Source organism: Pseudoalteromonas sp. ABV4_021 (assembly GCF_056159365.1).
In genome coordinates this window covers 2,556,124-2,580,987 of sequence record NZ_JBSWVB010000001.1, presented here as the reverse complement: position 1 = coordinate 2,580,987, position 24,864 = coordinate 2,556,124, and the positions used below count along the sequence as shown (strand labels likewise).

General features: G+C 41.5%; 18 protein-coding genes and 1 riboswitch. Of the genes, 12 read left to right on the top strand and 6 right to left on the bottom strand.

Annotation, left to right across the window (positions count from 1 at the left end; genetic code table 11):
- The first annotated feature begins 193 nt into the window (after window positions 1-193).
- Window positions 194-1,654, top strand: a complete 1,461-nt coding sequence (thiI, locus tag ACXAFE_RS11965; RefSeq protein WP_054981462.1) for a tRNA uracil 4-sulfurtransferase ThiI — start codon at window positions 194-196, stop codon at window positions 1,652-1,654.
- Here the strand turns inward: thiI and ACXAFE_RS11960 are convergent.
- Together ACXAFE_RS11960 and ACXAFE_RS11955 are read right to left on the bottom strand one after the other, a co-directional pair.
- Window positions 1,632-2,543 carry a ketopantoate reductase family protein gene (locus tag ACXAFE_RS11960; RefSeq protein ID WP_475152871.1) on the bottom strand — a complete coding sequence of 304 codons (912 nt, stop codon included), beginning with the start codon at window positions 2,541-2,543 and terminating at the stop codon, window positions 1,632-1,634. The genes thiI and ACXAFE_RS11960 overlap by 23 nt on opposite strands.
- Complete coding sequence (locus tag ACXAFE_RS11955; RefSeq protein ID WP_475152868.1) at window positions 2,512-2,874, bottom strand: VanZ family protein; 363 nt, start codon at window positions 2,872-2,874, stop codon at window positions 2,512-2,514. Before ACXAFE_RS11955 ends, ACXAFE_RS11960 begins: the two co-directional genes overlap by 32 nt.
- A gap of 123 nt (window positions 2,875-2,997) precedes the next feature.
- On the opposite strand from ACXAFE_RS11955, the gene ACXAFE_RS11950 reads away from it, so the two are divergent.
- Together ACXAFE_RS11950 and ACXAFE_RS11945 are read left to right on the top strand one after the other, a co-directional pair.
- Window positions 2,998-3,480: a YajQ family cyclic di-GMP-binding protein gene (locus ACXAFE_RS11950; protein ID WP_054981465.1), complete on the top strand. Its 483-nt coding sequence runs from the start codon at window positions 2,998-3,000 to the stop codon at window positions 3,478-3,480.
- A 402-nt stretch (window positions 3,481-3,882) separates the two neighbouring features.
- A protein-coding gene (locus ACXAFE_RS11945) for an IS3 family transposase (RefSeq protein ID WP_475149860.1) occupies window positions 3,883-5,084 on the top strand; the annotation gives its coding sequence in 2 pieces (ribosomal slippage) (window positions 3,883-4,231 and window positions 4,231-5,084; 1,203 coding nt in all).
- A 41-nt stretch (window positions 5,085-5,125) separates the two neighbouring features.
- On the opposite strand, the gene ACXAFE_RS11940 is transcribed toward ACXAFE_RS11945, so the two are convergent.
- On the bottom strand, window positions 5,126-8,380 hold the full coding sequence (locus ACXAFE_RS11940; RefSeq protein ID WP_475152859.1) for a M6 family metalloprotease domain-containing protein: 3,255 nt from the start codon (window positions 8,378-8,380) through the stop codon (window positions 5,126-5,128).
- A gap of 200 nt (window positions 8,381-8,580) precedes the next feature.
- Window positions 8,581-8,740, top strand: a riboswitch (cobalamin riboswitch).
- Between the two features lie 34 nt (window positions 8,741-8,774).
- On the opposite strand from ACXAFE_RS11940, the gene ACXAFE_RS11935 reads away from it, so the two are divergent.
- On the top strand, window positions 8,775-10,682 hold the full coding sequence (locus tag ACXAFE_RS11935) for a TonB-dependent receptor domain-containing protein (RefSeq protein ID WP_475152857.1): 1,908 nt from the start codon (window positions 8,775-8,777) through the stop codon (window positions 10,680-10,682).
- Between the two features lie 56 nt (window positions 10,683-10,738).
- Here ACXAFE_RS11935 and msrA read toward each other — a convergent pair whose 3' ends face one another.
- Complete coding sequence (gene msrA, locus ACXAFE_RS11930; protein ID WP_475152853.1) at window positions 10,739-11,263, bottom strand: peptide-methionine (S)-S-oxide reductase MsrA; 525 nt, start codon at window positions 11,261-11,263, stop codon at window positions 10,739-10,741.
- A gap of 65 nt (window positions 11,264-11,328) precedes the next feature.
- Between msrA and ACXAFE_RS11925 the strand changes: the two genes are divergently transcribed.
- The gene (locus ACXAFE_RS11925) at window positions 11,329-12,030 is read left to right on the top strand and encodes an SDR family NAD(P)-dependent oxidoreductase (RefSeq protein WP_475152850.1); all 702 of its coding nucleotides are present in this window, start codon (window positions 11,329-11,331) and stop codon (window positions 12,028-12,030) included.
- Between the two features lie 31 nt (window positions 12,031-12,061).
- On the opposite strand, the gene ACXAFE_RS11920 is transcribed toward ACXAFE_RS11925, so the two are convergent.
- Together ACXAFE_RS11920 and ACXAFE_RS11915 are read right to left on the bottom strand one after the other, a co-directional pair.
- Window positions 12,062-15,151 (bottom strand): efflux RND transporter permease subunit, encoded by a 3,090-nt coding sequence (locus ACXAFE_RS11920; protein ID WP_475152847.1) that lies wholly within the window; start codon window positions 15,149-15,151, stop codon window positions 12,062-12,064.
- Entirely contained in the window at window positions 15,148-16,209 is a 1,062-nt protein-coding gene (locus ACXAFE_RS11915) for an efflux RND transporter periplasmic adaptor subunit (protein WP_475152842.1), read from the bottom strand. Before ACXAFE_RS11915 ends, ACXAFE_RS11920 begins: the two co-directional genes overlap by 4 nt.
- Before the next feature lie 222 nt (window positions 16,210-16,431).
- On the opposite strand from ACXAFE_RS11915, the gene ACXAFE_RS11910 reads away from it, so the two are divergent.
- The 7 genes from ACXAFE_RS11910 to ACXAFE_RS11880 all read left to right on the top strand — a co-directional run bounded on the left by ACXAFE_RS11910 (window position 16,432) and on the right by ACXAFE_RS11880 (window position 24,860).
- Entirely contained in the window at window positions 16,432-17,124 is a 693-nt protein-coding gene (locus ACXAFE_RS11910; protein ID WP_475152839.1) for a DUF2982 domain-containing protein, read from the top strand.
- A gap of 75 nt (window positions 17,125-17,199) precedes the next feature.
- Complete coding sequence (locus ACXAFE_RS11905; protein ID WP_237131428.1) at window positions 17,200-17,532, top strand: hypothetical protein; 333 nt, start codon at window positions 17,200-17,202, stop codon at window positions 17,530-17,532.
- Window positions 17,533-17,644: 112 nt separating this feature from the next.
- Complete coding sequence (locus ACXAFE_RS11900; protein ID WP_475152832.1) at window positions 17,645-19,339, top strand: Lcl C-terminal domain-containing protein; 1,695 nt, start codon at window positions 17,645-17,647, stop codon at window positions 19,337-19,339.
- A gap of 13 nt (window positions 19,340-19,352) precedes the next feature.
- On the top strand, window positions 19,353-19,874 hold the full coding sequence (locus tag ACXAFE_RS11895) for an Lcl C-terminal domain-containing protein (protein WP_475152830.1): 522 nt from the start codon (window positions 19,353-19,355) through the stop codon (window positions 19,872-19,874).
- 60 nt (window positions 19,875-19,934) lie between these two features.
- Window positions 19,935-20,717, top strand: coding sequence for a YggN family protein (locus ACXAFE_RS11890; protein WP_475152827.1), 783 nt, complete (start codon window positions 19,935-19,937; stop codon window positions 20,715-20,717).
- Entirely contained in the window at window positions 20,717-21,574 is an 858-nt protein-coding gene (locus ACXAFE_RS11885; RefSeq protein ID WP_475152822.1) for a sulfurtransferase, read from the top strand. Before ACXAFE_RS11890 ends, ACXAFE_RS11885 begins: the two co-directional genes overlap by 1 nt.
- Before the next feature lie 163 nt (window positions 21,575-21,737).
- Complete coding sequence (locus tag ACXAFE_RS11880; RefSeq protein ID WP_475152817.1) at window positions 21,738-24,860, top strand: efflux RND transporter permease subunit; 3,123 nt, start codon at window positions 21,738-21,740, stop codon at window positions 24,858-24,860.
- The last annotated feature ends 4 nt before the right edge of the window (window positions 24,861-24,864 follow it).

Sequence of the window (24,864 nt, the reverse complement as noted above, 5' to 3'; positions counted from 1 at the left end):
CTTAGGTCAATATGCCTTTGGCTATAAAACACTAAGCGAAATTGAATTGCAAGGCTATGATTTAACAGATGTAAACAGCTTGGAAACGAGACAGAACACATAGCAGATATAACTAGCGTGCTTAAACTAAACTTTCAACAAGGGACTGAGTCTTGGTATAATAGTAAATTCACTGTCGCTTTGAGAATGATGTATGTTCAAGTTTATTGTTAAATTACACCCAGAAATATCGATTAAAAGTAAATCGGTTCGCAAACGTTTTACCAAGCTTTTAGCATCGAACGTTAAAAACATGGTTATTCGCGTTCATGAAGATGCGAAAGTAATTCAAAACTGGGACAACATCGTAGTGATGTGTAAAAGCCAAGATGAAGAAGTTCGCCTTGGTTTAATCGATACCCTAAAGCGCGTGCCGGGTATTGTGCAATTTATTGAAGTACAAGAAACCACCTTTGAATCGTTAGATGATATTTACCAAGTTGCACTTGAACTTAACAAAGAGCGTTTAAAAGGCAAAACCTTCTGCGTACGTTGTAAACGCCAAGGTAAGCACGATTTTACCTCAAGCGACGTAGAGCGTTACGTTGGTGGTGGTTTAAATCAGAATGTTGAAGGTGCACAGGTAAAACTGCAAAAACCTGAAATCACGGTAAAAGTAGAAGTTAAAAACGAATTTGCTTACATCATTAAAGAAACGCACTTTGGTTTAGGTGGCTTCCCGCTTCCTACTCAAGAAGATGTGTTAAGTTTAATGTCGGGTGGTTTTGACTCAGGCGTTGCGAGTTATTTAATGATGCGTAAAGGTGCGCGTACTCACTTCTTATTCTTTAATTTAGGTGGCGCAACACACGAGATTGGTGTGAAACAAGCCAGCTATTATTTATGGAAACAATTTAGCTCGACACACCGCGTGAAATTTATCAAAGTAGACTTTGAACCTGTTGTTGCTGAAATTCTAGAAAACATCGAAAACAGCCAAATGGGCGTGGTACTTAAACGTATGATGATGCGTGCTGGTAGCGCAATTGCGCAAAAACTTGGCATTGATGCGTTAGTAACCGGTGAAAGTTTAGGTCAGGTATCGAGTCAAACATTAGCAAACTTAAATGTGATTGACCGCGTGACTGAAACGCTAATTTTACGCCCGCTTATTCAACACGATAAGCAAGAAATTATCGATATTGCTCGTAGCATTGGTACCTCTGAAATGGCTGAAGCTATGCCTGAGTTCTGTGGCGTTATTTCTAAAAAGCCAACGGTAAAAGCAAAGCTTGATAAAATTATCGCGGAAGAAGAAAACTTCGATTTTGACGTGCTTGATACCGTTGTAAATAATGCACGTATTATGTGCATTAAAGAGATTGAAGCGGAAACTAAAGAAGAAGTTAAAGAAGCGGAATCGGCAGCTGAATTACCAAAAGGCGCGATCGTGATTGATATTCGCTCGCCGGAAGAAGAAGACAACGACCCGCTAGAGCTTGATGGTATTGAAGTTAAACACTTACCGTTTTATAAGTTAGCAACACAATTTGGTGATTTACCAAAAGGTGAAGACTATTACCTCTATTGTAAAAAGGGTGTAATGAGCCAATTACAAGCGCTGATCTTACATGAAGAAGGCTACACTAACGTTAAGGTGTACCGTCCTGAATAAGCGCTAAAAAGCGAGAGTTAAACGGGGTTGAATAGCGATATTCAGCCCCTTTTTTATGGATGTAACCACAGATACTGTCGATTTCGCTTTGCTGCTGTTTAAACACGTCGCGATTCATTGAAGAGTAGTTTTGCGAAGTTGCGCGCATTACCCTGTAGGCACTTTCAAGCGCGCTACTGAGCGATATTTCCACCCCTTCTTTATTTGCAATAAACACCGCTTCATTGAGCAAACCGATAATATCGCTGGCATATTGTGGTGCGATAAGCGCGCCATTCTTAACTTGATACGTCGCAGTTAATGGGTTTATCGCAATATTAATAATCAATTTTTGCCACAGCAATGCGTTAATGTTTTGCTCTATGGTGATATTTGGTATGGCTGTTAAAAGATGCTCGATTGTTGGTGTTTTTTCGGTGTTAGCGTTTAATGCGCCAATAAAACTAGCGCCAAAGCCAGTGTGTGCTATCGCAAAATCTGCGTGCTTAAGTGCAGCCATGCTGGTGGTTAAGAAAAACAGATTTTGTGTTGCGAGCGCTTGGTTAATTGCCGTCAAGTTGGGCATGCCATTATGGCTCAATATCACGGTGGCGCGGCTGCTTATTTTATGTTGCAGTTGAGCTAAAACGTCTGCGACTTGGTAAGACTTGGTTGGAATAAAGAGGTTGTCGATAGCGTCTATTTCATCAATCGTTACGGCTTCGAGCGAGAATGTTTCAACAGATTGGTCAAGCGCTGTAACCGTTATGTGCGCTGAGTTTTTGGTTTTGCAGCGTACAATCAGTTTGATATCAAATGCTGTGCGCAGCAATCGGGCGAACAATAAGCCAATGGCACCGTGGCCAACAATATACAGCTTAGGCTTGTTCACTTTGTTTCGCTTTTGCATAGCGTTTATGCCATACAGCACTGATGATTAAGTAACTAAGAATACCTGCAACATCAGCAACAAAATCAGCAAATGAAGCTTGGCGATGAGGAAGCATGCCTTGCACATATTCCACACCAGCACCATACGCTGCCAAAATTACGATATATAACCAGAACGGGGCTTTTACCGCGCGTTTTAAAAAGCCTGTTAATACAAAAAACACAACGAAGTGAGCAACCTTATCGATGTGCGAAATACTAACTAGCGATGACTTTACTTCTTTAAAAAAGAGCAGGCTGCAGGCAATAATAAATACAATAAACAATGCCTGATAAATACGTCGGCTCACACAAAACTTCCTCAAAATCACGAATTTCGAGTATAACAAATAGCATTGCGTGAAAATATGAAAAATTTGTAAGTTTAATTATGCGCTTTATAATCGCACCATTAGCACATTACGGAGATAACTATGCCTTCATTTGATATCGTTTCTGAAGTGGAAATGACTGAAGCAAAAAACGCGGTTGATAATTCAAATCGTGAATTAGATACGCGTTACGATTTTAGAGGTGTTGAAGCCTCATTTGAATTTGGTAAAGAAATTATCACGATGAAAGCTGATTCTGATTTTCAGCTTAATCAGATGTTTGATATTTTAGCGGCAAAAGCAGTAAAGCGCGGCTTAGATGTAAAAAGCTTTGAAGTAAAAGATGTGGTTCACACAGGTAAAACGTATTCTCAGCAAGTGTTTATCAAGCAGGGTATTGAAAAAGATATTGCCAAAAAAATTGTGAAGCTGATTAAAGATTCAAAAGTAAAAGTACAGTCTGCGATTCAAGGTGAAGAAGTGCGCGTAACAGGTAAAAAACGCGATGACTTACAAGCAATTATGCAACTCGTTCGCGAAGCTGAATTAGGGCAACCGTTCCAGTTTAAAAATTTCCGCGATTAGTAGAGCGTGCCGAACTTTACTGCATGATTTTGCAGCAATATTTGCACAATTTGTACAAGGCATCACGATTGACGTGTAGTTATTCTACATAAAAGAGCGATAACGCCGTAGAAATACTGCAAATGTGCTGCCAGTAGGGTTCAACCCAAAACACCCTGCTCTTTGTTGCTGGCTTTTGACGCAGACCACTATGCCTGCAAGCCAACGCCTCGATCAGAATGCTTTGGATGTGAACAAATTTCATACCGAAAAGGTCAGCACGCTCTAGGTGGATTTTCAAAATCACCAATTGTTTTAGCGGTTTAAATCAAAAAAAAGAGCCACATTTATGGCTCTTTTTTTATGGATTTGACCAGTCCTAAATACGGTTGACACTTTTCCAACTTAAATTTGGAGAATGTTATGAACCCTATATCTAAGAGAACTCAAAAAGATTATTCACTTGCCTTTAAATTATCAATTGTGGAAAAAGTAGAAAAAGGCGAGTGTACATACAAACAAGCGCAAGACCACTATGGTATCCAAGGTGCTTCAACAGTTTTAGTTTGGCTTCGTAAGCATGGTCGACTAGATTGGAGTAAGGGAACACCTAATCACATGAGTGAGGCTACCGGTATGTCAGAGCCTAAAGATTTAACACCAGAGCAAAAGATTAAAGCCCTTGAGAAAGAGTTAGAAGATACCAAGTTAAAAGCCGAGTTCTTCGAGAAAATTGTCGATGTGCTTGATAAAGACTTTGGGGTACGTATCACAAAAAAGCAACGCGACAGGTTGTTGAATCAAAAGTCATAGCCAAACTGTCAGTGACCAAGGCGTGTAAGTACTTGGGTATAACACGACAAGCTTATTATAAACGCTGTAAAGTGGCGGTAATAAAAGAGCAGTTTGAGCAACGAGTATTATCGTTCGTAAAGGCACAGCGGATGACTCATCCTCGCATTGGTACCAGAAAGTTACAGTACATAATGCAACAGTCAGAGCTACACATTGGCCGAGACCACTTGTTTGCCTTACTGAGAGTAAACCGCTTATTAGTGCTAACTAAGCGCGCCTATCACCGAACAACACAGAGTCTGCATCGATTTTATAAACACCCAAACATCATAAAAGATGGGATTGAATTAACTCGTCCAGAGCAATTATGGGTGGCGGATATCACTTACCTGCCAACGAAAGAATGCGAGTCCTATCTAAGTCTAGTAACAGATGCTTACTCTAGAAAAATAGTGGGTTATAGCCTAAGTGATAATTTAAAAACGAGTTCAGTAAAACAGGCGTTTAAACAAGCGTTAAAAAATAGAAAAGTCACTTCACCTCTTATCCATCATTCAGATAGAGGTATTCAATATTGCTCACATGAATACCAACGCATACACGAAGAATATGGCATAACGTGCTCAATGACAGATGGATATGACTGCTACCAAAATGCCTTGGCGGAACGCGTAAACGGTATACTGAAAAACGAGTATTTACTGACAAAGCCTAATAACTTGGAAGAAGCTGCGAAAATGGTGAAACAATCCATTGATATCTATAATCAAAGAAGGCCACACACGGCTTTAAAATACAAAACGCCCGATGAAGTGCATCGAGCGTTTTAATATTAAAAGTGTCAACCCATGCTAGGATGGGTCAATTAATCTTAACTTCGTCTGCGTAAGCTAATTAGAGTGAGAAGCCCTAACATTGCAAATAAACTACCGCTTGAAGAACTTGATGTTGCTTCAGCAGTTGGAGGAGCAATGTTTTTAACAGTTACTTGAACACTTGCTGTGCTCGTTAGTAATTGGTCGCTCACTGTAACTTCAAATGTAAGTACTTGATCGCTATCAACGCTAGGTGTTGTGAAAACTAAGTTTGCCTCATCTGTACTGGTTAAATTCACTGCCGGACCACTGGTTTGTTTCCAGTTGTAATAGAGTTCATCACCATCTGGGTCGCTCGACTCTGCGGTTAACGTGACCGTTGCACCTTCATTTACTGATATATCATTACCGATTGTAACTACCGGCGCTTGATTTGAGCGCTTGATGTCAATTGAAATATGAACACCTGAAGAGCCCTTACCGTCAGATACTGACACAAACAACTTAATAGCGGTATCACTTGCTACATCTGGTGCTGTAAAGCTAAGTGTGTTGCTGGCATTACCTGCTAAATCAATTGCAGGGCCTGAGATTTGTTGCCACTCATAGGTTAGTGCATCGCCGTCTTCATCTGTCGCTGAGACGGAAATAGTCACTAGCTCATTAGCTAATACTGATTGAGGTGCATCAATTTCGACAACTGGAAGCTTATTTACATTGATAACGTTTACAGTGATGTATGCGGTTGTACTACCTTTGCCATCATCTGCTGTGAGCGAGAATGTTAAGCTTTCGTCTGCTTGCACTTGCGGTGCGGTAAAGTTTAGGTTTGCACTTGTGCTATCTGCAATTGACACTTCGGTACCTGATATTTGCTGCCAAGCTAGCGTGATAGGATCGTTATCAGCATCGCTCACAGTTGCGCTTAGCGCCACAGCTTCACCTTCGGTAACATAATGAGTGGTTTCAAGTTGAATAATCGGTAGCAGGTTGTTGTCTACCGTGTCTTCAACTTCAAGGTAATCAAGGTAATGTGAAATCAGCGCAGACTTACTGCCAGCAGATAAATGACTTAGTGAGCAAGTATTCACAATTAGTTTGCTGTTATTGATAGCACCTTGAATGCCACACGGGCCAAACTCATTTTTCCATTTACCTTCAATGTCATCATAAAACACACCTTTCGCGTTAAGAAAGGTTGTTGCATTTTGTTGTGTAATAAACTCAGAGCTTGGCGGTGAGATGCTATCCTCAGCAATGATAGTTTGGCTGACGGTTTGCCCATTATTAAGCGCGATACTTTCCACTTGCTCAACACGAACATCAGCGCTGGTTACCGTTAAATCGAGTGCATTGCTAAGTTCAGGCGATAGGCTAAGGACATTTTCACCGGCAATAATAAGCTTGCTGTTAAAGCGCGAGTAGTTATCAATAAATGATACTTCTTCACTGCTTGCTTTACGGTCACGGCCGAATGCTTGCAGTGTGCCATCGTCGAGTCTATTCCAGGGCGTGCGAGACTCACCAAAATCAACAGAGACAAATTTAAAATTGGTGCTGGTTAGCGGGAATAGAAAGTCTGAATAGTAAACTGGTAAGGTCAAGCTATCGTAAACTTGTTTTGTTTCGGCATTTAATGAATGATCTAAATGAAAGTGCACTGCTGAAGATTCACCGTTGTATGCGAATACTTTCAAGTATTCAGCGCTTTTATAACCTTCTGCGGTAACGGCATTTAACTGCAAGTTTAGTTGGCCATTCTCAGTAATAAGCTCTGCAAAATTCACTTCAAATGGTGTAGATAGTGTTTTTTTAAGTTCGCCGTTAATTAACAATTCAATATGATCAACTTGAGATAAGTCGTCACTGCTAATGGTTGCTTGTGCATTATGTGCTATCAGTGATTTATCACTAATAGAACCGACCGAAATCGTCGCAATGCTAGGGTAAACCTGTGCATTAAACGTAGCGCTATTGCCATCGGTATTGAGGTTTTGAATGTCTACGCCGGTATGTTTTGCGGCATAGTTTTTACTCGCTGGCAGGGTTAAAGGTGAAAAGCTATCGCCCGTAGTAAATACATCGTTTTCATCAGCGTAGGCCGCAGCTAGCTCAATTTCATTTAAGTTATCAGCTTGAATAAGGCGAATAAGTTTGTTGTCAGAGTAGCTATTATCGTTGGCAAAGTAGCCCCAGCTATTGAGCTCTGAATTTATGTGCCAAATATTTAAACCTTCAGCGCTTAAGTTTAGGTCGTTACCGCTTCTATCACGGTATTGCACAATAAAATATTCGTCGTATTTATTGGTGGCACTTGTGTCGCTGCGTAAAATAAGCGCATCTTGGTTAGTTGATGTGGCTGAAAGTTGATAGTTGGTATCTGAAGTTGATGCAAACTGTGGCGTCAGCCAGCCAAGCGCAAATTTACTAAATGCACTGTGATCTGAACTGTTATTATCCATCATATCCATACCACCTGTACCACCACGTGGACCAATGCTGTCGTCGTAATCGTAGTAATCAGGCAGGCCAAGTGCATGGCCGGTTTCATGAATAAGTACAAGCGGCGAAAATGCTTGTCCTTCCGAATAGGCCAGCCATTGCCATGAAATTGTGCTGATGGTTTTACCATCGACGGTAAATGAATTGTCGCCAAAACCTGAGAAAGTACCCCACCAAAGGCTTGCCCATTCGCCAGGAGGGCCCGTCCAAATCACTGCAACGTAATCGATGTCGCCGTCGCCGTCGTTATCGTATTGGCTAAAGTCATGGCCAAGCGCATCATGGTGTTCAATTGCTTCTTTGATGATTTGCTGCTTTACCTCTGCGGCATTTGTGCCATCGTCAAGCGGGCGGTTGTAATCGGTTTTATACCAATCAAGTACGTTACCTTGAATATCAAGTTTGTTATATGACGAACGCTGGTAAAATGCGCGGTGGCTTTCAAACGGGAAACTGCTGGCGTTGCCCTCACCAAAAATTTTACTGTTAATTGCGCTTTGAGAGTTGCTTTCATTGTGTAAGTAATCGGGAAATTCAACTAGTAGCACCAACATTTTAGGCGTGCCTAAACTTGGAAAATACCCTTCAAATGGGTTTGCTTCATCTGCTTTATTTTGCATTGTTCGCAGTTGCGGCAAATGGTGTAAACGCTGGTGGTTACCATATGATTTTGCTTGCAAAGCGCGCTGGCTAAGCGTTTTTTCGGCTTTATAGCGTTTTAGCTGCTCTTGCGTGGGCGGTTGTAATGCACTTACGTGTAGAGTCAAAAATGCACTACAGGCAAGAAGTACCTTAGTTAACTGTTTCATAGTTGAATCCGTTACAAATCTATTGTCACTGTGTGAGTAATAAAGTTTACTCCTAAATGACCTTTTATAGAAACAATAAGGGAACAGTTTATCAGCTGTTTTTAGCGGTTTAGACTTCTAAAATTGACATTTTCACTTATCCCCTCCACAATACGCGCCTAAATTTATAGCCTATTGGTGCCGTTAAATTTTTGCTCTTTCGCTTCAGTAAAATAGCGGGTCAAACATAACAACGGATAATCGGGAAGTTGGTGCATAAGTCTTTGCCTTATTAAGTCCAACGCTGCCCCCGCAACGGTGATGTATTTTGTATTAAATAAAATGCTCAGCCCGGAGACCGGCCAATTGGTTTCTTAAAACGATTAACATTGTGCGGTGGGCACAAGGGGATAATATGTATCACAAATCTAAGTTAGGTTTGGCGCTTAGCCTTGCCTTGTCTTCTTCATTCGTTGCAGCTAACACAACTGATGCTCAAACACAGCATGATATTGAAACTATTGTTGTTACCGCGAATAAGCTTGAGCAATCAATTGACCAAACTCTGGCAAGCGTGCAAGTTATTGACCGTGCGCAAATTGAGCAATTAAATGTGCGTGATGTGTTAAGTGTGTTAGAAACGCAAGCGGGCATTCAAGTAAACCGTAACGGTGGGCAAGGGCAAAATGCGAGCCTGTTTGTACGTGGCTTAGAATCTCGTTACTCGCTTATTTTAATTGATGGTGTGCGCGTAGGCTCAGCAACCTTAGGTTATAAAAGCTTATCAACGTTGCCATTAAATGCAGTTGAGCGTATTGAAGTAGTAAAAGGCTCTCGCGCAGCACAATATGGTTCTGATGCGTTAGCGGGTGTTATTAATATTATTACGCGTCAATCACAAGGTCACAGCATTGCATTAACAACGGGTTCAAATAGTTACGCGAGCTTAGAAGGCACGTCACGTTTTACTACAGAATACGTGGATATCGCGCTGAATGCAGGTTATGAGCGCACAGAAGGGTTTGACGTATTGGAAAACGATGCAACAAACTTTGCAGATCCAGATAAAGACAGTTACGACAACTTAAACCTAGGGCTAAACCTTACTCATAATAATGAATTGTTAGGTAGATTAGGTTTTATTGCTCAGTATTCAACGGGCGAAGTAGAGTTTGATAATTATTTTGATTATCAAGAGTCTACATTAGATAAAACCGAATATGAAAACTATCATGTAAATGCTAATTGGTTTAAACAGTTAGGTGACTCTAGCCATAAAGTAGATGTTGCGTTTAGCCAAGATCAAGATGATACGTTTGGCACTAAACCAACTAGCCGCTTTGCAACAGAGCGTGTACAGCTAGATTATTTATCGACATATCAGTTATCTGAGCAAATCGACTTTAATGGCGGCTTAAACTGGCATCAAGACAAGATTGATACAACGAGCAGTTATGATGAAAAAAGTCGCAATGCTTATGCAGCATTTGGTGGCGCGTACTACGATGACGGCAACTTTTTAGCTAATGTGGCTGTGCGTCATGATGATTATGATGAAGTTGGATCTGAGCAAACGTATAACATTGCGGGTGGTATTTACCTGCATCAAGACGCGGTACTGCGTGTAAGTCAAAGCTCTGGCTTTAAAGCACCTACGTTCAACGACTTATACTACCCAGGTTCAGGTAACCCAGAACTTGAAGCTGAAACATCAGTTAACCGTGAGCTTGGCTTACGTATTGATTTTGATAGCTTAAGTGTGGATGTTGCGGCATTTCGTAACGAGCTAACCAATAAAATTGCGTGGGCACCAGCACCAACAGCGGATAACCCATATCGTTGGTCACCATTTAACATTGCCGAAGCTCGTTATGAAGGCGTAGAGCTAACCACCAATTTTGCTTTTTACGGTTTTGATAACACCCTTAATGTAAGCTATATCGACGCGCAGAAAGTGGATAACTCACCAACCGCTCTTGAAAAATATAGTGACTTACCATTTGTTGCAAAAGAAAATGTACGTTACAGCATCGCTAAGCAGTGGCAAGATTTAGATATTAATTTAAGTGTTGCGTATCAATCAGAGCAAAAATCGACGCTGATTAATAAAATCCCATCGCGCATTGTGTGGGACTTAGCTGCAAACTATCAAATTCAACAGCAATTAACCGTGAGTGCTCGCATCGAAAATCTATTTGATAAAGAGTACATTCCAAGTCAAGGTTATGGCGTAGATATCGATGGCGATTGGGTAAATGATGCGTTTTACCACTACAACGAAATTGGTCGTCAGTTATTTGTTGGTATCGCGTACGATTTTTAATCGTGTGATTTAACTGCGATTCATTTTGTAAAAAAAGCCGCAAGTTGCGGCTTTTTTTATTGCGTTAGTAATGCCTCATAATTAGCTGAGAACTTAGCTAATTTAGGACCAATCATAATACTGCAATAAGGTTGATTAGGGTTATCGCGGTAATAGTCTTGGTGATATGTTTCAGCACTATAAAAAAGTGTCGCAGGGCTTAGCTCAGTGACAATTTTGTCTGCAAAAAGTGCTTGCTGACTTGCCAGCATTTTTAAGCTCGCTAGCTTTTGAACATCATCAAGATAAAAAATAACACTGCGGTATTGTGTACCTACATCATTACCTTGGCGGTTTAATTGTGTTGGATCGTGTAACTCAAAAAAGATTTGTAATAGTGTTGAGTAGCTAATGACTTGCTCATCAAATTCAATTTTCACCACTTCGGCATGACCGGATAAGCCGGTACAAATATCTTGATAAGTTGGGTTATCTAAATGACCACCACTGTAACCTGATAGCACCGATTGCACGCCTTTTAAACGGCGAAATGCCGCATCAATACACCAAAAGCAGCCACCACCAAAAATTGCTGTTTGCATTATTGTTTAATCTATTTTCTTGTTAGTTGCGTAAAGATTAATACAGTTAGACAAGGGACGGCAAGATGAAACAAAGTTTAATTATTGGGGCGGGCGGCATAGGTTTGGCTGTTGCTGAGCTGTTAAGCCAACAAGACGACGAACACAACATTACCATTATTTCTAGCAACCCGACTCTTGTAAGCGATAAACGCTTTAATGTGTTGTTAGTCGAAAACCACAATGAACAGCAGGTAGCAAGCTGTTTAGCGACATTATCAATTAAGTTCGATTATGTCTTTTGTTGTTTGGGTTTATTGCATCAAGAGGAAATTCAACCCGAAAAAAATCTATCACAATGGCGTGTTGATTCGGCAATGGCATTAATGCAAGCCAACGCATTTGCACCGCTCACCTACTTAGTACATTTACAAAAATCACTGGCAAAAGAGTGTAAATTGGCATTTTTATCAGCGCGAGTTGGCAGCATAAGCGATAACCGCTTAGGTGGTTGGTACAGTTACCGTATGGCTAAAGCGGCACTTAATATGGCAATCAAAACCGCGAGTGTGGAACTGGCTCGAAGTAGCAATAAGGTGTGTGTGATTGCCTTTCATCCAGGCACAACTGATACCAAGTTGTCGAAACCATTTCAACGTAATGTACCGGAAAATAAATTGTTTACTGCACAATTTAGCGCGGAATGTTTAATTCGCTTAATGTTTCAGGTTAATGAAAAAGACAGTGGAAAATTCTTTGCGTGGGATGGGCAAGAAATAGAGTGGTAGCTAAGTTTAGAGTAGCTACCACTCGGTAGTTTTATAGCGGATGATCGCTGGCTTGATCGTTAATTGCTTTCTCAGTGGTTTCTGGCGATTGTGTGTTACGCGCCAGCATGTAATACGCACTTGGAATAACAAATAGTGTTAGCAAGGTTGCCACAACCACACCGGTTAAAATAACAATACCAATAACCATACGGCTTTCAGACCCTGGACCAGATGCCAACACCAGTGGTACCGAGCTCATTACTGTGGTTAAAGAGGTCATAATAATTGGGCGTAGGCGCTGTTTTGATGCGCTGATTAAAGCCTCGTTAAAGGCAATGCCTTTATCACGTAGTTGGTTCGCAAATTCAACGATTAAAATACCGTTTTTCGCGCTTAATCCTATCAACATTACAATACCAATTTGGCTGTAAATATTAAGGCTGGAATCGGTAAAGAATAACCCAGTTAGTGCGCCAACTAAGCCAAGTGGTACTGTAAGCATAATTACTAACGGGTGCACAAAGCTCTCAAATTGCGCTGCAAGTACTAAGAAAGTAACCGTGAGCGCTAAAATAAACACATAGGTCATTGCTGATGCGCCTTCGTAGAACATTTGCGATTCGCCTTTGTAATCAATCGCGCCTTCAATGTCGTTTTCTTCCATTGCCACTTGGTTTAGGAAATCAAGTGCTTCAGCTAGTGAGTAATCAGCTGCAAGGTTGGCGCTAATGGTAATAGCGCGCATACGGTTATAACGGTTTAATCGCGCAGCCGTTGCTTGCTCATCAATTGAAATTAAGCTATCCAGTGGCACTAAATCATTGTTACGTGATTTTAGATAAATCGACGAAATATTCTTAGGGTCTGAAAAGTCCGCTTTAGTGCCTTTTAAAATTACATCGTATTCTTCACCGCGATCAATAAACGTGGTGACTCGGCGCTGACCTAGCATAGATTCAAGAGTGCGACCAATTTGCGAAATGCTAATGCCCAGATCTGCCGCTTTATTCTTATCAATACTGACTAAAAACTGCGGAAAGGTCTCTTTGTAATCGTGGTCAAGACGCACTAGCCCTTTATTTTCACGGGCACGGGCTAGAATACGGTCACGCCAATCGGCCAGTTCTTCGTAGCTGTTACCTTGCAATACAAACTCAACCGGGCGACTGTTACCACGCCCGCCAACACCAGAGCGCATAATGGCAAAGGCGCGCACATCGGTAACATCGGTTAATTTACCGCTAATTTCGCCCATTACTTGCCATGTATCGCGTTTGCGTTCGTCCCAATCGGCCATACCCACAATAGCAACACCGCCACGGCCACCCCAGCCAGGAACACGAATAAGTACGCGACTTAACTCACCATTTTCTTGGTACGGCATCAGCTTTTCTTCAATCTGAGCCATGTTTTGTGCGTTATTTTCGTAGCTTGCGCCCTCAGGACCATTCATCATTATAAAGAAAGTACCGCGGTCTTCTTTTGGAGTGAGTTCCGATGGCAATTGTTTAAATAGTAAGTAACTGGCAAGACCCGCAAAAATAAGAAGTAGCAACATACTTTTGCTACTAGCCACGTTGTTACGCAGTAAATTTTCGTAGCCGTTTTCAACTTTGCCAAATAGTGCATCAATTTTATGACTAAACTTGGATGCTTTTTCACTTGGCTTTAAAACTTTAGAGCACAGCGCTGGCGATAATGTGAGTGCGGTTAAGCTTGAGAAAATTACCGCTGCGCTGGTGGCCATAGCAAATTCAGTAAATAAGCTACCAATTCGACCTTCCATAAAGACTAACGGCACAAATACCGACACCAGTACTAATGTCGTTGCAACAATCGCAAAGCCGACTTCACGTGCACCGCGATAGGCCGCAAGCAGTGGCGGCTCACCAAGTTCAACACGGCGGTGAATGTTTTCAAGCATTACAATGGCATCATCTACCACTAAACCAATTGCCAGTACTAAGGCGAGTAAGGTAAGTAAGTTAATTGAGTAACCCATGCCGTAAAGAAAAGTAAAGCTACCAATCAGCGCAACAGGTACGGTAATTGCCGGAATAAGGGTTGCGCGCACGCTACCTAAGAATAAAAAGATAACCGCAACCACTAACGCCATTGCAATAGCGAGTGTGCGATATACCTCAGAAATCGACTCACGGATAAAAATAGATGAATCGTAACTGTCTTGAATGGTGGTGCCTTCAGGTAATGAACGCTTAATTTTTTCTATTTCTTCGCGTGCTTTTTCAACTACGGTTAAGGTGTTAGCTTTGGCTTGCTTAACAATACCAAGGCCTATCATGTCTTTGCCGTTACCGCGAAATAGGTTTTCTTCATCAACTGCTTCAAGTTTTACGTTAGCCACTTCTTTTAAACGCACTAAGTAACCACTGTCACCGCGTTTTATTACTAAGTTTTGAAAGTCACTTTGCGATTTATAGCTGCGCGCAATACGCACGGTGAAATCGCGATCTACCGATTCAATTTCACCGGCTGGTAATTCAACGTTTTCTTGACGTAGTACGCGCTCAATTTCATCAGCGGTAACCCCTTTAGCGGCCATTGCATCACGGTTTAACCACACTTTCATCGAATATTCGCGTTGACCACCAAGGCGCACATTGGCTACGCCATCTACGACCGCAAGCCTATCAACAATATAACGCTGGGCGTAATCAGACAGTTGCAATGAATTCATTGATGTACTGTTTAATACAAACCATGCAATTGGGCTTTCATCGCTGTCGGATTTTGACACTTCGGGCGGGCGTACTTGCTCGGGTAAGCTATCAAGAGCGCGTGAAACACGTTCGCGTACATCGTTGGCAGCCGCATCAATATCACGGTCAATATTAAATTCAATGGTAATGTTTGAGCGCCCATTTCGGCTTGAAGAGTTAATACTTTTAACACCTTCAATACCTGAAATACGGTTTTCTAATACTTGGGTAATTTTGGTTTCGATAACCTCAGAAGAAGCACCTGTGTAGCTAGTGCTTACTGACACAATTGGTGTATCAATATCTGGGTACTCTCTTAGCGGAAGCATTGAAAATGCAACTAAACCAAAAGTAAGTAGCAGTAAGTTTATTACGGTTGCAAAGACCGGGCGTTTAACTGAAATGTCGGTTAAAATCATTTCAGCATCTCCTTAATCGTTACTTGGCTATTTGGTCTGACTTTAATAATACCTTCAGTAACAATCTGTTCGCCTTCGCTTAAACCGCTGCCAATGGCAACCCAACCACCGCGGCGCAGGCCAATGGTGACTTGACGTTTCTCAATTACGTTATCGTTAATGACATAAACAAAGTGTTTGTCTTGCTGTGGAATAAGCGACTTCTCAGGCACCATCAAGGTGTTTTCTGCGCTTAACTCTAATTGCGTGTAAAGCAGCATGCCAGTGCGTAGCATGTTATCTTTGTTATCAAAGTTAGCGGTAATTTTTACGCTGCGTGTTGCGGCATCAATACGGCTGGCAATGTGCGACACTGTACCGCTGAAGGTTTTTGTTGGATAAGCTGGGCTTGTTGCGGTAACTGTCATACCAATGGCGATTTGTGCGAGGTATTTCTCTGGTACATTAAAATCGGTTTTAATCACGCTGGTATCATCCAAAGTGGTGATTTCTGTACTGGTATTTACAAAGGTACCTGTAGATACTTCTCGCAAGCCAAGTTTGCCGCTAAATGGGGCGTATAGCTTCATTTCAGCAAGTTTAATTTTAGCGCTAGCCAGTTGTGTTTTGGTTGCCTCATAGCTTGCCTCTTGCTCATCAAGTGCAGAGCGTGCAGTTGCTTGTGTTTTTGCCAGCTGTTGTAAACGCTTTAATTTGCGGTTCTCTTCTTTTAACAGAATTTCAAGTTCTTCAACGCGGGTTTTCTCTTCGGCATCTTGAAGTTCAACCAGCAACTGGCCTTTTTTAACGGTGTCGCCATCATCAAAAAAGATATTTTTAATATAGTCGGATTGTGCGCTAACGAGCGTTACCGCTTGATTTGCACGCGCAGTACCAAGCGATTCGATAATATTTGCTTGGCGGCTAATTGCCACTTGATGCGCCTGTACTGGTGTTGCGTTTGCATTTCGCTTGTTTTGTTGTCCTTGCGATTCAGGTAAATACAAATAAATGCATAAACCGAATAAAACAAAACAGATGAGGGGGAATAATGCTTTACCAGATTGTTTTGCGTGCATAAAAGTTTCTCGTAAGTGTTCAGGGCTCACTATTCTACTAAACAGTTTAGAACTTGTGCGTGCTAGGTATCGTATAATATTGTGAATTAAACGTGTTTTTTTCCGGGAGTACGTAGAATTTATGAAAAATAAAAGTAAAAATTGCCCATATTGCAAACAGCTAAGAGCAGCATTAATTTGGGGTGTTTTAATGGCATGTTTATATTTTAGTGTGTGGGGCTAATGGCAAAGCGTTTAAAAGTAGCTGCATCGGCGCATAAATACGGTGGCGAGTTTTTGGTTGCCGGTAGCATTGTGCTGGTGCTGGTATTGTTGTTCGTTAAATTAAAGCCTGAACCCATCTCTATTTTTGATGTGGCGGTAGTGATTGGCGCCTTGTTTGCAATGTTTATCGGATATTTTAAATTATCAGAACCACGCTATAATTTAGTATTGAGCAACAATGGTTTAGTGTTTTATCATCGCTACGGCAAAGTGCGTATTTCTCGCGATAATATCGCTGAAGTAGGGCAAGTCAGCATTGCAAATGATGACCAGTTCATTGAGCTTTCGTGCTTGGGGTTACGGCTTAAGTCAATCGCGCCACTAATTAAGCGTATGCCACCAAGGTTGGCACTTAAGCTAATTATGGAGCAGCGCAACTGGCTAATTGCAGGCATTAAAGTTAAATGGCCGTTAGGTAATGTGCCGGATGATTGGCTAATTGAGGCGAATCAGTATCAAGATAAGTTTGAATCCAATGGTTTACTCGCCATGATGAGCCATCGTCTTGAGCATTTTAACGAGCTTTATGGCTATCATTTTTTGATATCCTATAATTACTTTGATCGCCCAGCAGATGAATTTGTGAATTTATTGCAACACTGGTTGCGAGATCCCGAGAAAACGATAGAAAAATATAGTAACATCAAATAGAAAGATAGTTATAAGCGCAAATTTTTGAATTTAAAGTCATTAAGGTTTGCGTTGTGTAAATCGGAAAGGCTGAACATGACAGATGACAGAGCATATGTGAAAAGTGGTCGCAACACCATAATTCATAAAGAAAAAAAGTTTGATTTAGTGATTGTTAATGGGGATGGCCATCCTAAGATTAGAGTGACAGCTTTTGGTTTACAGCCTTTCAAAGAAAGCCTGCCGCGCAACCGCCGAGAAGCTAAAGAGCGTTATTTAGAGGTTGTTCAAATAGGCTCGCAAGATGTATTTGGTGAGGAAAAACAGCTCCTTTTTTTACAAGCACTGGATGGCCGAGAGTATAAAGTTGATTACTCAAAGGTAGGTACAAAACTGTTTGTGCGTGTTCATCAAGAAAGTTACATGTAGCTCAGAACGATTATTTTATTTCTAAAAAAGCAGTCATAGTTGAAAAATTATGGCTGCTTTTTTGCATTAAATTTTTCTATTTTAGAAAACGACTTTTTATTAGGTGTTATTTATGACCATAGGAAAACAGCATTCCGTATTGCTCACTTGCTTAAGTGCCATGTTAGTACTGGGGTGTGGTGGCGGTTCAGGTTCATCTAACGATGACAATACCAGCGCGCCTTTGTCTGTTAATGCCGGAAGTGATATTGCACTCGATGAGAAACTCACGTTTTCAGTTAATGCGGTTGCGAGCCCTGAAGGTGGTACGTTTACTTGGCGCCAGTTAAGTGGGCCGCAAATAGAAGGGTTTCCACTGGAGGGAGCAAAGCAAGAAATTATCGCGCCCGATGTAAAACAAGATCAATCAATTGAGTTATCAGTTGAATATGTTGCGCCAGATAACCGTACGGTAAGCGATAACTTAGTGGTATCGATTAACTCAGTTAATTTATTACCCGTTGTCTCAATTAAGCAAACTGCGCCGACCAGCTTACCGTCGCAATATGGCGATATTATTGTATTGTCTAGCAGTAACTCATTTGATCCAGATGAAAATGGTCAATTAGTCAGTTATTTGTGGCAACAAGTTGCAGGAGCGGCAATTCCCATTGCCGATAAAACATCTGCTGATTTAACATTTACACACCCATTGCTCGCCCAAAATGACGAAGTAGCGTTTCGCTTGACCATTACTGACGATGAAGGTGGTCAGCAATCTAACGAGTTAGCGCTAACCTTACAAAAAAGTAATCAACTAATTTTTGCTAACGCCGGAGCAAACCAAAGCGCGCAAGAATTTTCCACGGTTACCTTAGATGCAAGCGCTTCAACCAGTGTTGATGGTAGTTTTAGTTGTAATTGGGTTCAGCAATCAGGTGTAACAGTTACGCTCGATAATAGCGATGTGTGTCAAACTCAGTTTATTGTGCCAGATGTTGATGCCCCTGAAAGCCTTATATTTGAGCTAACGGTAACTGATAGCGCCAATCGCACTGACAGTGCACAAACGCAAGTACTTGCAGAACCAAAAGCTCTTGGCTTAATTAATGACAGTGGAATGAATCGCTGTTTTGATAACAGCAAAGAGTTAATTAACTGTGTTTCAACTGAATTCCCAATGCAGGATGCAGCGCTTGGCCGCGACATTCATGCCGGGTTACTTGATAAAGTTGGCAGCGGCCCCGAGGCATTTGATTTTACCAAGCTTGATCAGTTTGCCGGAGAATTGCCAGACAATGCCATTAACTTTAGTTGTGTAAGAGATAATATTTCAGGGTTAATTTGGGAAGTTAAGCAGCCCAGTACTGGCACATTACCTAATACGCAATTGCGCGAGGCGCAAAACACTTATAGTTGGTATTTAACAACGGTTAATAATGGTGGTTTTGCTGGAGTAGAGGCGCCCGCACAAGTTTCTTGCCCAAGTACAGTTAATTGTGGTCTTGATCAGTATGTAACTGAGGTTAATGAGATTAACTATTGTGGAGGTAATAATTGGCGAGTACCAACCCATAGTGAGCTAAGCTCGCTACTGCATTTTGGTCTGCAGGGCTCGGGCAGTGTGTTGATCTCTGATTTTTTCCCGCACTCGGCAACACTCGCAATTGATGGTGTACTTCCGTATTGGACAATGCAAACCAGTGCTGAAGGTGGGCAAAGCGCATTTGCTTGGGCGATTGATATGTTTTCAGGTAAAGACATTGGTTATCCTAAACAAAACCTTGGCTACATACGTTTAGTGCGAGACACCAGTAATGATGATTAATAAAGAGGGTACTATGCGTATTTTTAGTCAATTATCGATTATTGTGGCTACAACTATTTTTGCATGTTCTGCTAATGCGCAAGTATGTGTTGGTAATATTCCTAGCACGTCACCAACAGCGCAATTTACGGTAAATGCAGATGGCACCGCGATTGATAATTCAACCGGCCTGATGTGGATGCGCTGTAGTATTGGCCAATCTTGGGATGCGACTAATAGCACCTGCACCGGTGGCACTGAGCAGTTAACTTGGCAACAAGCCTTGCTAGTTGCAGCAGATTATCAATACGCTGGCTTTGACGATTGGCAGTTGCCGAATGTTAAAGAGTTAAGTTCGCTTGTTGAACGTCAGTGCGTTGATGCGGCAATTAATAATGTTGTATTTCCAGCAACATTGGCGCAAAACTATTGGACCAACACAAGCGGTGTTGGCAGTATTACTCAAGCATGGGCTGTTGCCTTTTATAGCGGTAAATCAAACCTAAGGAGCAAAACCTCAGATGTGCACTTGCGTTTAATGCGCTATGCGAAATGATTTGGTATCTACCTCGTTAGTTTGATAATCTTGTTGAGTTATCTTTGGGGTAGAATTGTTATGAAGTTGGTGCGATTTTGGGTCTTTTTGATTACAAGTTTACTGTTTTCAAATGCTTCGTTGGCTGATGAATTATGTGATGTTGAGCTCGGACATGGCTTAATTATTACTAATGATGTTATTCGCATTGTCGATAAAGGGCAAACCAATGTGCAGATAAATAACGACACTCAGTTGTTTATTCGCGGCCGTTGGGTTGAGCTTAACGATGAAGAGATGCAAGTTTTAAAAGAATACAGCAAAGGGTTACGCAGTACGGTACCTGAACTGGTTAAACTTGCTACCGACGGTGTTAATTTAGGCTTGTCAGCAATTGAACAAGTGGTTACAGGCTTTACTGATAAAGAGCCAGAAGTATTAAAAGATCAACTAAAGTACGTTGAAATTGCCCTAAAAGATAAGTTTAAAGCGGGCGATGACTTTTTCTATATCGCACCACAATCCCTTTCTAAATTAGATGATTTTTTTGAAAAAGAAATCAGCCAAAAAATTCACTCTGCTGTGCATGGTTCGCTCGGCGCTATTTTAGTTGCGCTTGGTGATGCATTTGAATCAAATGAAGGCAATATCGAGCAGAAAATCACAGGTATGGGTGAGCGTATTGATATTATCGCCAGCGAAATCGATAAGTCATTACAAAAGAAAGTTGTGCAGCTCGAACAAAAAGCGAATCAATATTGCGGTTGTTTACGCACCTTAAATGAGACTGAAGACAAGCTACAACAGCTAGTACCAGAACTTGCTGATTTTGATTTAGTACAAGTAAAAGGATTGAGTTTGTAATGGCTAATTCAGTATTTGATAACACTGATTTTCAAGTGGATTGTACTTGGTTAAAGCAACACCTCGATGACACTAACTTAGTTGTTCTTGATGCCAGTATGGATAATCCGGTAAATAAATTAAAAGATCAAAGCTGTGGGGTGATCCCAGGAGCAATACGTTTCGACTTTAGTAAACATATTGTAGATGTAACCGCAACATCACCTAATACCATGCCAAGTGCGCACGTTTTTGAAGATAAAATACAGCAGTTAGGAATTAATCAAGATTCGCATCTGGTTGTATATGATAAACAAGGTTTGTTCTCTGCAGCGCGCGCTTGGTTTATGTTTAAAACCATGGGCTTTGATAATATTGCTATTTTACGTGGCGGCTTACCGGCATGGCAGCAACAGGGTTTTGAAGTTGTTGAAAATTACGCGATACCAACAGCGAAAGGTAACTTTAAAGTTCAGCATGATAAGCAACTATTTGTTGATAAGCACTATGTACTAAATGCAATTAACAATGACGATATTCAAATTGTTGATGCGAGAGGTTATGGGCGCTTTAGCGGACAAGAAGCAGAACCGCGTGAAGGGATGCGCAGTGGCCATATTCCAAATTCGCTCAACTTACATTACGCCAGCTTGCTCGAACAAGGCGAGTTGTTAGAGAAAGCGACACTCAAACAACTTTTTAACGAACTTGTTCCTGCACCTAAAGAATTTATATTTAGTTGTGGATCAGGTGTAACCGCGTGTATTTTAGCATTAGCCGCCGAGGTTGCGGGGTTTGATAATGTGAAAGTGTACGATGGCAGTTGGAGCGAATGGGGTAAAGATAAGCTGTTACCAATCGATACTGTGTCAAACTAAATCATATAATAAAACTAATTTTTAGATGATTTAGTTTGTTTCTATGTCATTTATCTTAGTTCCTTGTGTGTTCAACTTTTCGAAATATTTACACACAATTTACAACTAGCAATGATGGTACAAACAACTAGACTACACCTAGTTATACCCCTGTATTATCATTATGAATATCACACGAAGCTCCTTAAAAAACCCAGCCAGCGTGCTGGTGATTTTAGTGCTAATTATGCTGTTTGGCACAATTAGTATCTTTAAACTACCTATCCAATTAACCCCCGATATCGAGCAACCACAAATCACGATTATTTCAGGCTGGCGCCAAGCTGCCCCAGAAGAAATCGAGTCTGTGATCATCGAACCGTTAGAAAATGCGGTAAAAAACACACCTGGTGCGCTTGAAGTTAATACGCAAATTAATCAAGGGCAGGGGTTTATTAATTTAACCTTTGCCGTTGGCAGCGATATGCAAGAGGCGATGCTAAATGTGCTAAACAGCTTAAATCAAGCACCGCCTTTGCCTTTAGATGCCATGGACCCAATTGTTACGGCAGGTGGTAATGCCGGCCCTGGCTCCGGTGGGCCAACCGCAGCAACGTTGTTGGTGGTACCTACTGAAAGTAGTGGCCATCTCGATATGGCACGTTATCAAAAACAAATTGATGAATTAATTCAACCGCGTTTAGCTAAAATCCCCGGTGTGGCATTTGTTAACTTGGCGAGTGAGCGGCCACGTGAATTACGCGTTACTTTTGACCCTCATAAAGCGGCCGCATTGGGTATTAGTTTAAGCCAAATTAGCCAAACCTTAGCGTCGTCAACCGACACTTCAGGTGGTATTGCCGATGTTGGCCGTCGTCAATATACCGTACGTTTTACTGGGCAATATGATTTAGATAATATGGCGCAGATGCGCATTGGCTATTCAGGTGAGCGTGCTATTTTCTTAGGCGATGTAGCTAAAATTGAAAATACCGTAACAGACCGCCGTGCAATGACGCTGCGAAACGGTAAACCTGCGTATTACATTACGCTTACCCGTGCCAATGAATCGAATACTGTTGCGGTACTAGATGAGCTGAATGCCACAATTAAAGAGTTGAATGAAGGTATATTAGCCCAAGAAGGCTTGGCGATTGAATTAAGCTACGACGCATCTGTGCATATTCGTAACGCATTACAGTTAGTAAAAAGTAATCTTGGTTTAGGTGTGCTATTGGCCTGCGGCATTTTGTGGTTGTTTTTCAGAGGTTGGCGTACAACGTTAATTATTGCATCGACAATTCCAGTATCGTTAATGGTGGCTTTTTTAGCGCTAAGTATTTTTAACCGCAGTTTAAATGTGGTGTCGTTGGCAGGATTGGCGTTTGCTGTAGGTTTAGTGCTTGATGCTGCGATTATTGTGCAAGAAAATATCACGCGATTAATGCAAGCAGGTACGGCACGAAAGCAAGCCGTGTTAAAAGGCGCAGTGCAAGTAAGTGGTGCGCTATTTGCCTCTACCGCAACCAGTGTGGCGATTTTCCTACCAATTTTATTTATGGCGGGTATTGAAGGTCAGCTCTTTTCAGATTTAGCGTTAACGCTTTCTATTGCGGTAATTGCCTCATTAATTAGTGCTATCAGTATTATTCCTATTGCCAGTAAATATTTACTCAGCAATGAAAATAACGACGATAAATTTCACGCCTACTGGCGTAGATTAACTAATTTAATTATGCGACTTACTAGCACTCATACTAAGCAAGTTTCTTGGGTGGTAGGATTGTTAGGTGGCGCGGTGCTGGTGACATATACCTTAGTGCCGCAAACAGACTTTATGCCGCGCGCACCAACTGATGGCTTCTTTTATAGTTTAGTAACACCAGCCGGTGCCAATATTGATTATATGGAAGAGGAGCTGGCTGAGAAAGTAAAACAGCGCTTAATGCCTTATTACTTAGGTGAAAAATCACCTGCAATTAAAGATTTTAATTTCTATGTGTTTGGTTCAAATGCGGGTGGCTTTATTTATTCTGCCGATGCTCAGCGCGTAGAAGAGTTAATGCAAGTTGCTCGCGAGGAAATATTTGCAGAGCTGCCCGATACTCAAGTCTTCTTATTTAGAGGCTCGATGATCCAAGTAGCAAATGGGGGCAACGGCCGCACTTTAAGTATCGACTTGCAGGGCTCTGATATGGAGCAATTGATGTCTACTGCGCAATTCGCTCTTGCTGAAGTAAAAAAAGCTATGCCAGAAGCAATGGCGCAGCCGCAACCCTCTCTTAATATGGCTGAGCCAGAACTGCGACTCACGCCAAATGATAGACGCATTACGCAAGCGGGTTTAACACGCCGAGATGTTGCAAGTGCGGTGCAAGCCTTTACCAGCGGTATGTTTATTAGCGAATATTTTGACGGTAACGAACGCATGAACGTGATTTTGCGTGCTAATCCATGGCAAAGCCCTGAAGAACTAGCGAGTTTACCTATCACAACACCATTGGCAGGTGTGCAAACGCTGGGTGAGCTAGCCACTATTGAGCGAACCGTAGGACCATCTCAATTACGCCGTGTAAATGGCTATCGTACTGTTAGTATTCAAATTACGCCGCCAAATGATATGAGTTTACAACAGGCGCAAAAAATACTTACTGAACAAGTGATGCCAGTTGTGCGTGAAAACTTACCTCGTTCAGCGAACGCGATTTTGGCGGGTAATGCGCAAAAAATGAATTCAGCAATTGAAGAAATGGCCCGCAACTTTGTGCTGGCGCTATTTATTTTATTTTTGTTGATGACGGCGCTGTTTAAATCGGCTCGTGATAGTTTGCTTGTTCTGTTAGTGATGCCTCTGGCCGTAGCGGGCGGCATATTGGCACTGGCTGTGCTCAATGTTGTGAGTTTTCAGTCACTCGATTTATTGACCATGATTGGCTTTATTATTTTACTCGGGCTGGTTGTAAACAATGCGATTTTATTAGTAGATCAAACTCGCCAAGGCGAACGTGATGGTTTATCACGCCGTGAAGCGGTTGAAAATGCAGTACTTATTCGTGCAAGACCGGTTTACTTAAGTACCTTAACCAGTTTATTTGGCATGTTGCCACTGATGATAATGCCGGGTGTTGGCTCGGAGATTTATCGTGGACTGGCGACAGTAATTGTTGGCGGCATGGCAATTAGTGCCATGTTTACCTTAATTTTAATGCCAAGTTTATTACTACTAGGTAAACAAACGCCACCGCAATTAAAACAAGCAAATACTAAAAACGATAAAACACAATTAGATCTGGTTGCTAATAAGTAGGGGA

Bases quoted from the DNA above. Each gene is read 5' to 3' on its own strand.
- ACXAFE_RS11950 (WP_054981465.1), top strand. From the start codon at position 2,998: ATGCCTTCATTTGATATCGTTTCTGAAGTGGAAATGACTGAAGCAAAA.
- ACXAFE_RS11895 (WP_475152830.1), top strand. From the start codon at position 19,353: ATGCGTATTTTTAGTCAATTATCGATTATTGTGGCTACAACTATTTTT.
- thiI (WP_054981462.1), top strand. From the start codon at position 194: ATGTTCAAGTTTATTGTTAAATTACACCCAGAAATATCGATTAAAAGT.
- ACXAFE_RS11920 (WP_475152847.1), bottom strand. From the start codon at position 15,151: ATGATTTTAACCGACATTTCAGTTAAACGCCCGGTCTTTGCAACCGTA.
- ACXAFE_RS11940 (WP_475152859.1), bottom strand. From the start codon at position 8,380: ATGAAACAGTTAACTAAGGTACTTCTTGCCTGTAGTGCATTTTTGACT.
- ACXAFE_RS11935 (WP_475152857.1), top strand. From the start codon at position 8,775: ATGTATCACAAATCTAAGTTAGGTTTGGCGCTTAGCCTTGCCTTGTCT.
- ACXAFE_RS11915 (WP_475152842.1), bottom strand. From the start codon at position 16,209: ATGCACGCAAAACAATCTGGTAAAGCATTATTCCCCCTCATCTGTTTT.
- ACXAFE_RS11900 (WP_475152832.1), top strand. From the start codon at position 17,645: ATGACCATAGGAAAACAGCATTCCGTATTGCTCACTTGCTTAAGTGCC.
- msrA (WP_475152853.1), bottom strand. From the start codon at position 11,263: ATGCAAACAGCAATTTTTGGTGGTGGCTGCTTTTGGTGTATTGATGCG.
- ACXAFE_RS11890 (WP_475152827.1), top strand. From the start codon at position 19,935: ATGAAGTTGGTGCGATTTTGGGTCTTTTTGATTACAAGTTTACTGTTT.
- ACXAFE_RS11905 (WP_237131428.1), top strand. From the start codon at position 17,200: ATGACAGATGACAGAGCATATGTGAAAAGTGGTCGCAACACCATAATT.
- ACXAFE_RS11910 (WP_475152839.1), top strand. From the start codon at position 16,432: ATGGCAAAGCGTTTAAAAGTAGCTGCATCGGCGCATAAATACGGTGGC.
- ACXAFE_RS11925 (WP_475152850.1), top strand. From the start codon at position 11,329: ATGAAACAAAGTTTAATTATTGGGGCGGGCGGCATAGGTTTGGCTGTT.
- ACXAFE_RS11960 (WP_475152871.1), bottom strand. From the start codon at position 2,543: ATGCAAAAGCGAAACAAAGTGAACAAGCCTAAGCTGTATATTGTTGGC.
- ACXAFE_RS11885 (WP_475152822.1), top strand. From the start codon at position 20,717: ATGGCTAATTCAGTATTTGATAACACTGATTTTCAAGTGGATTGTACT.
- ACXAFE_RS11880 (WP_475152817.1), top strand. From the start codon at position 21,738: ATGAATATCACACGAAGCTCCTTAAAAAACCCAGCCAGCGTGCTGGTG.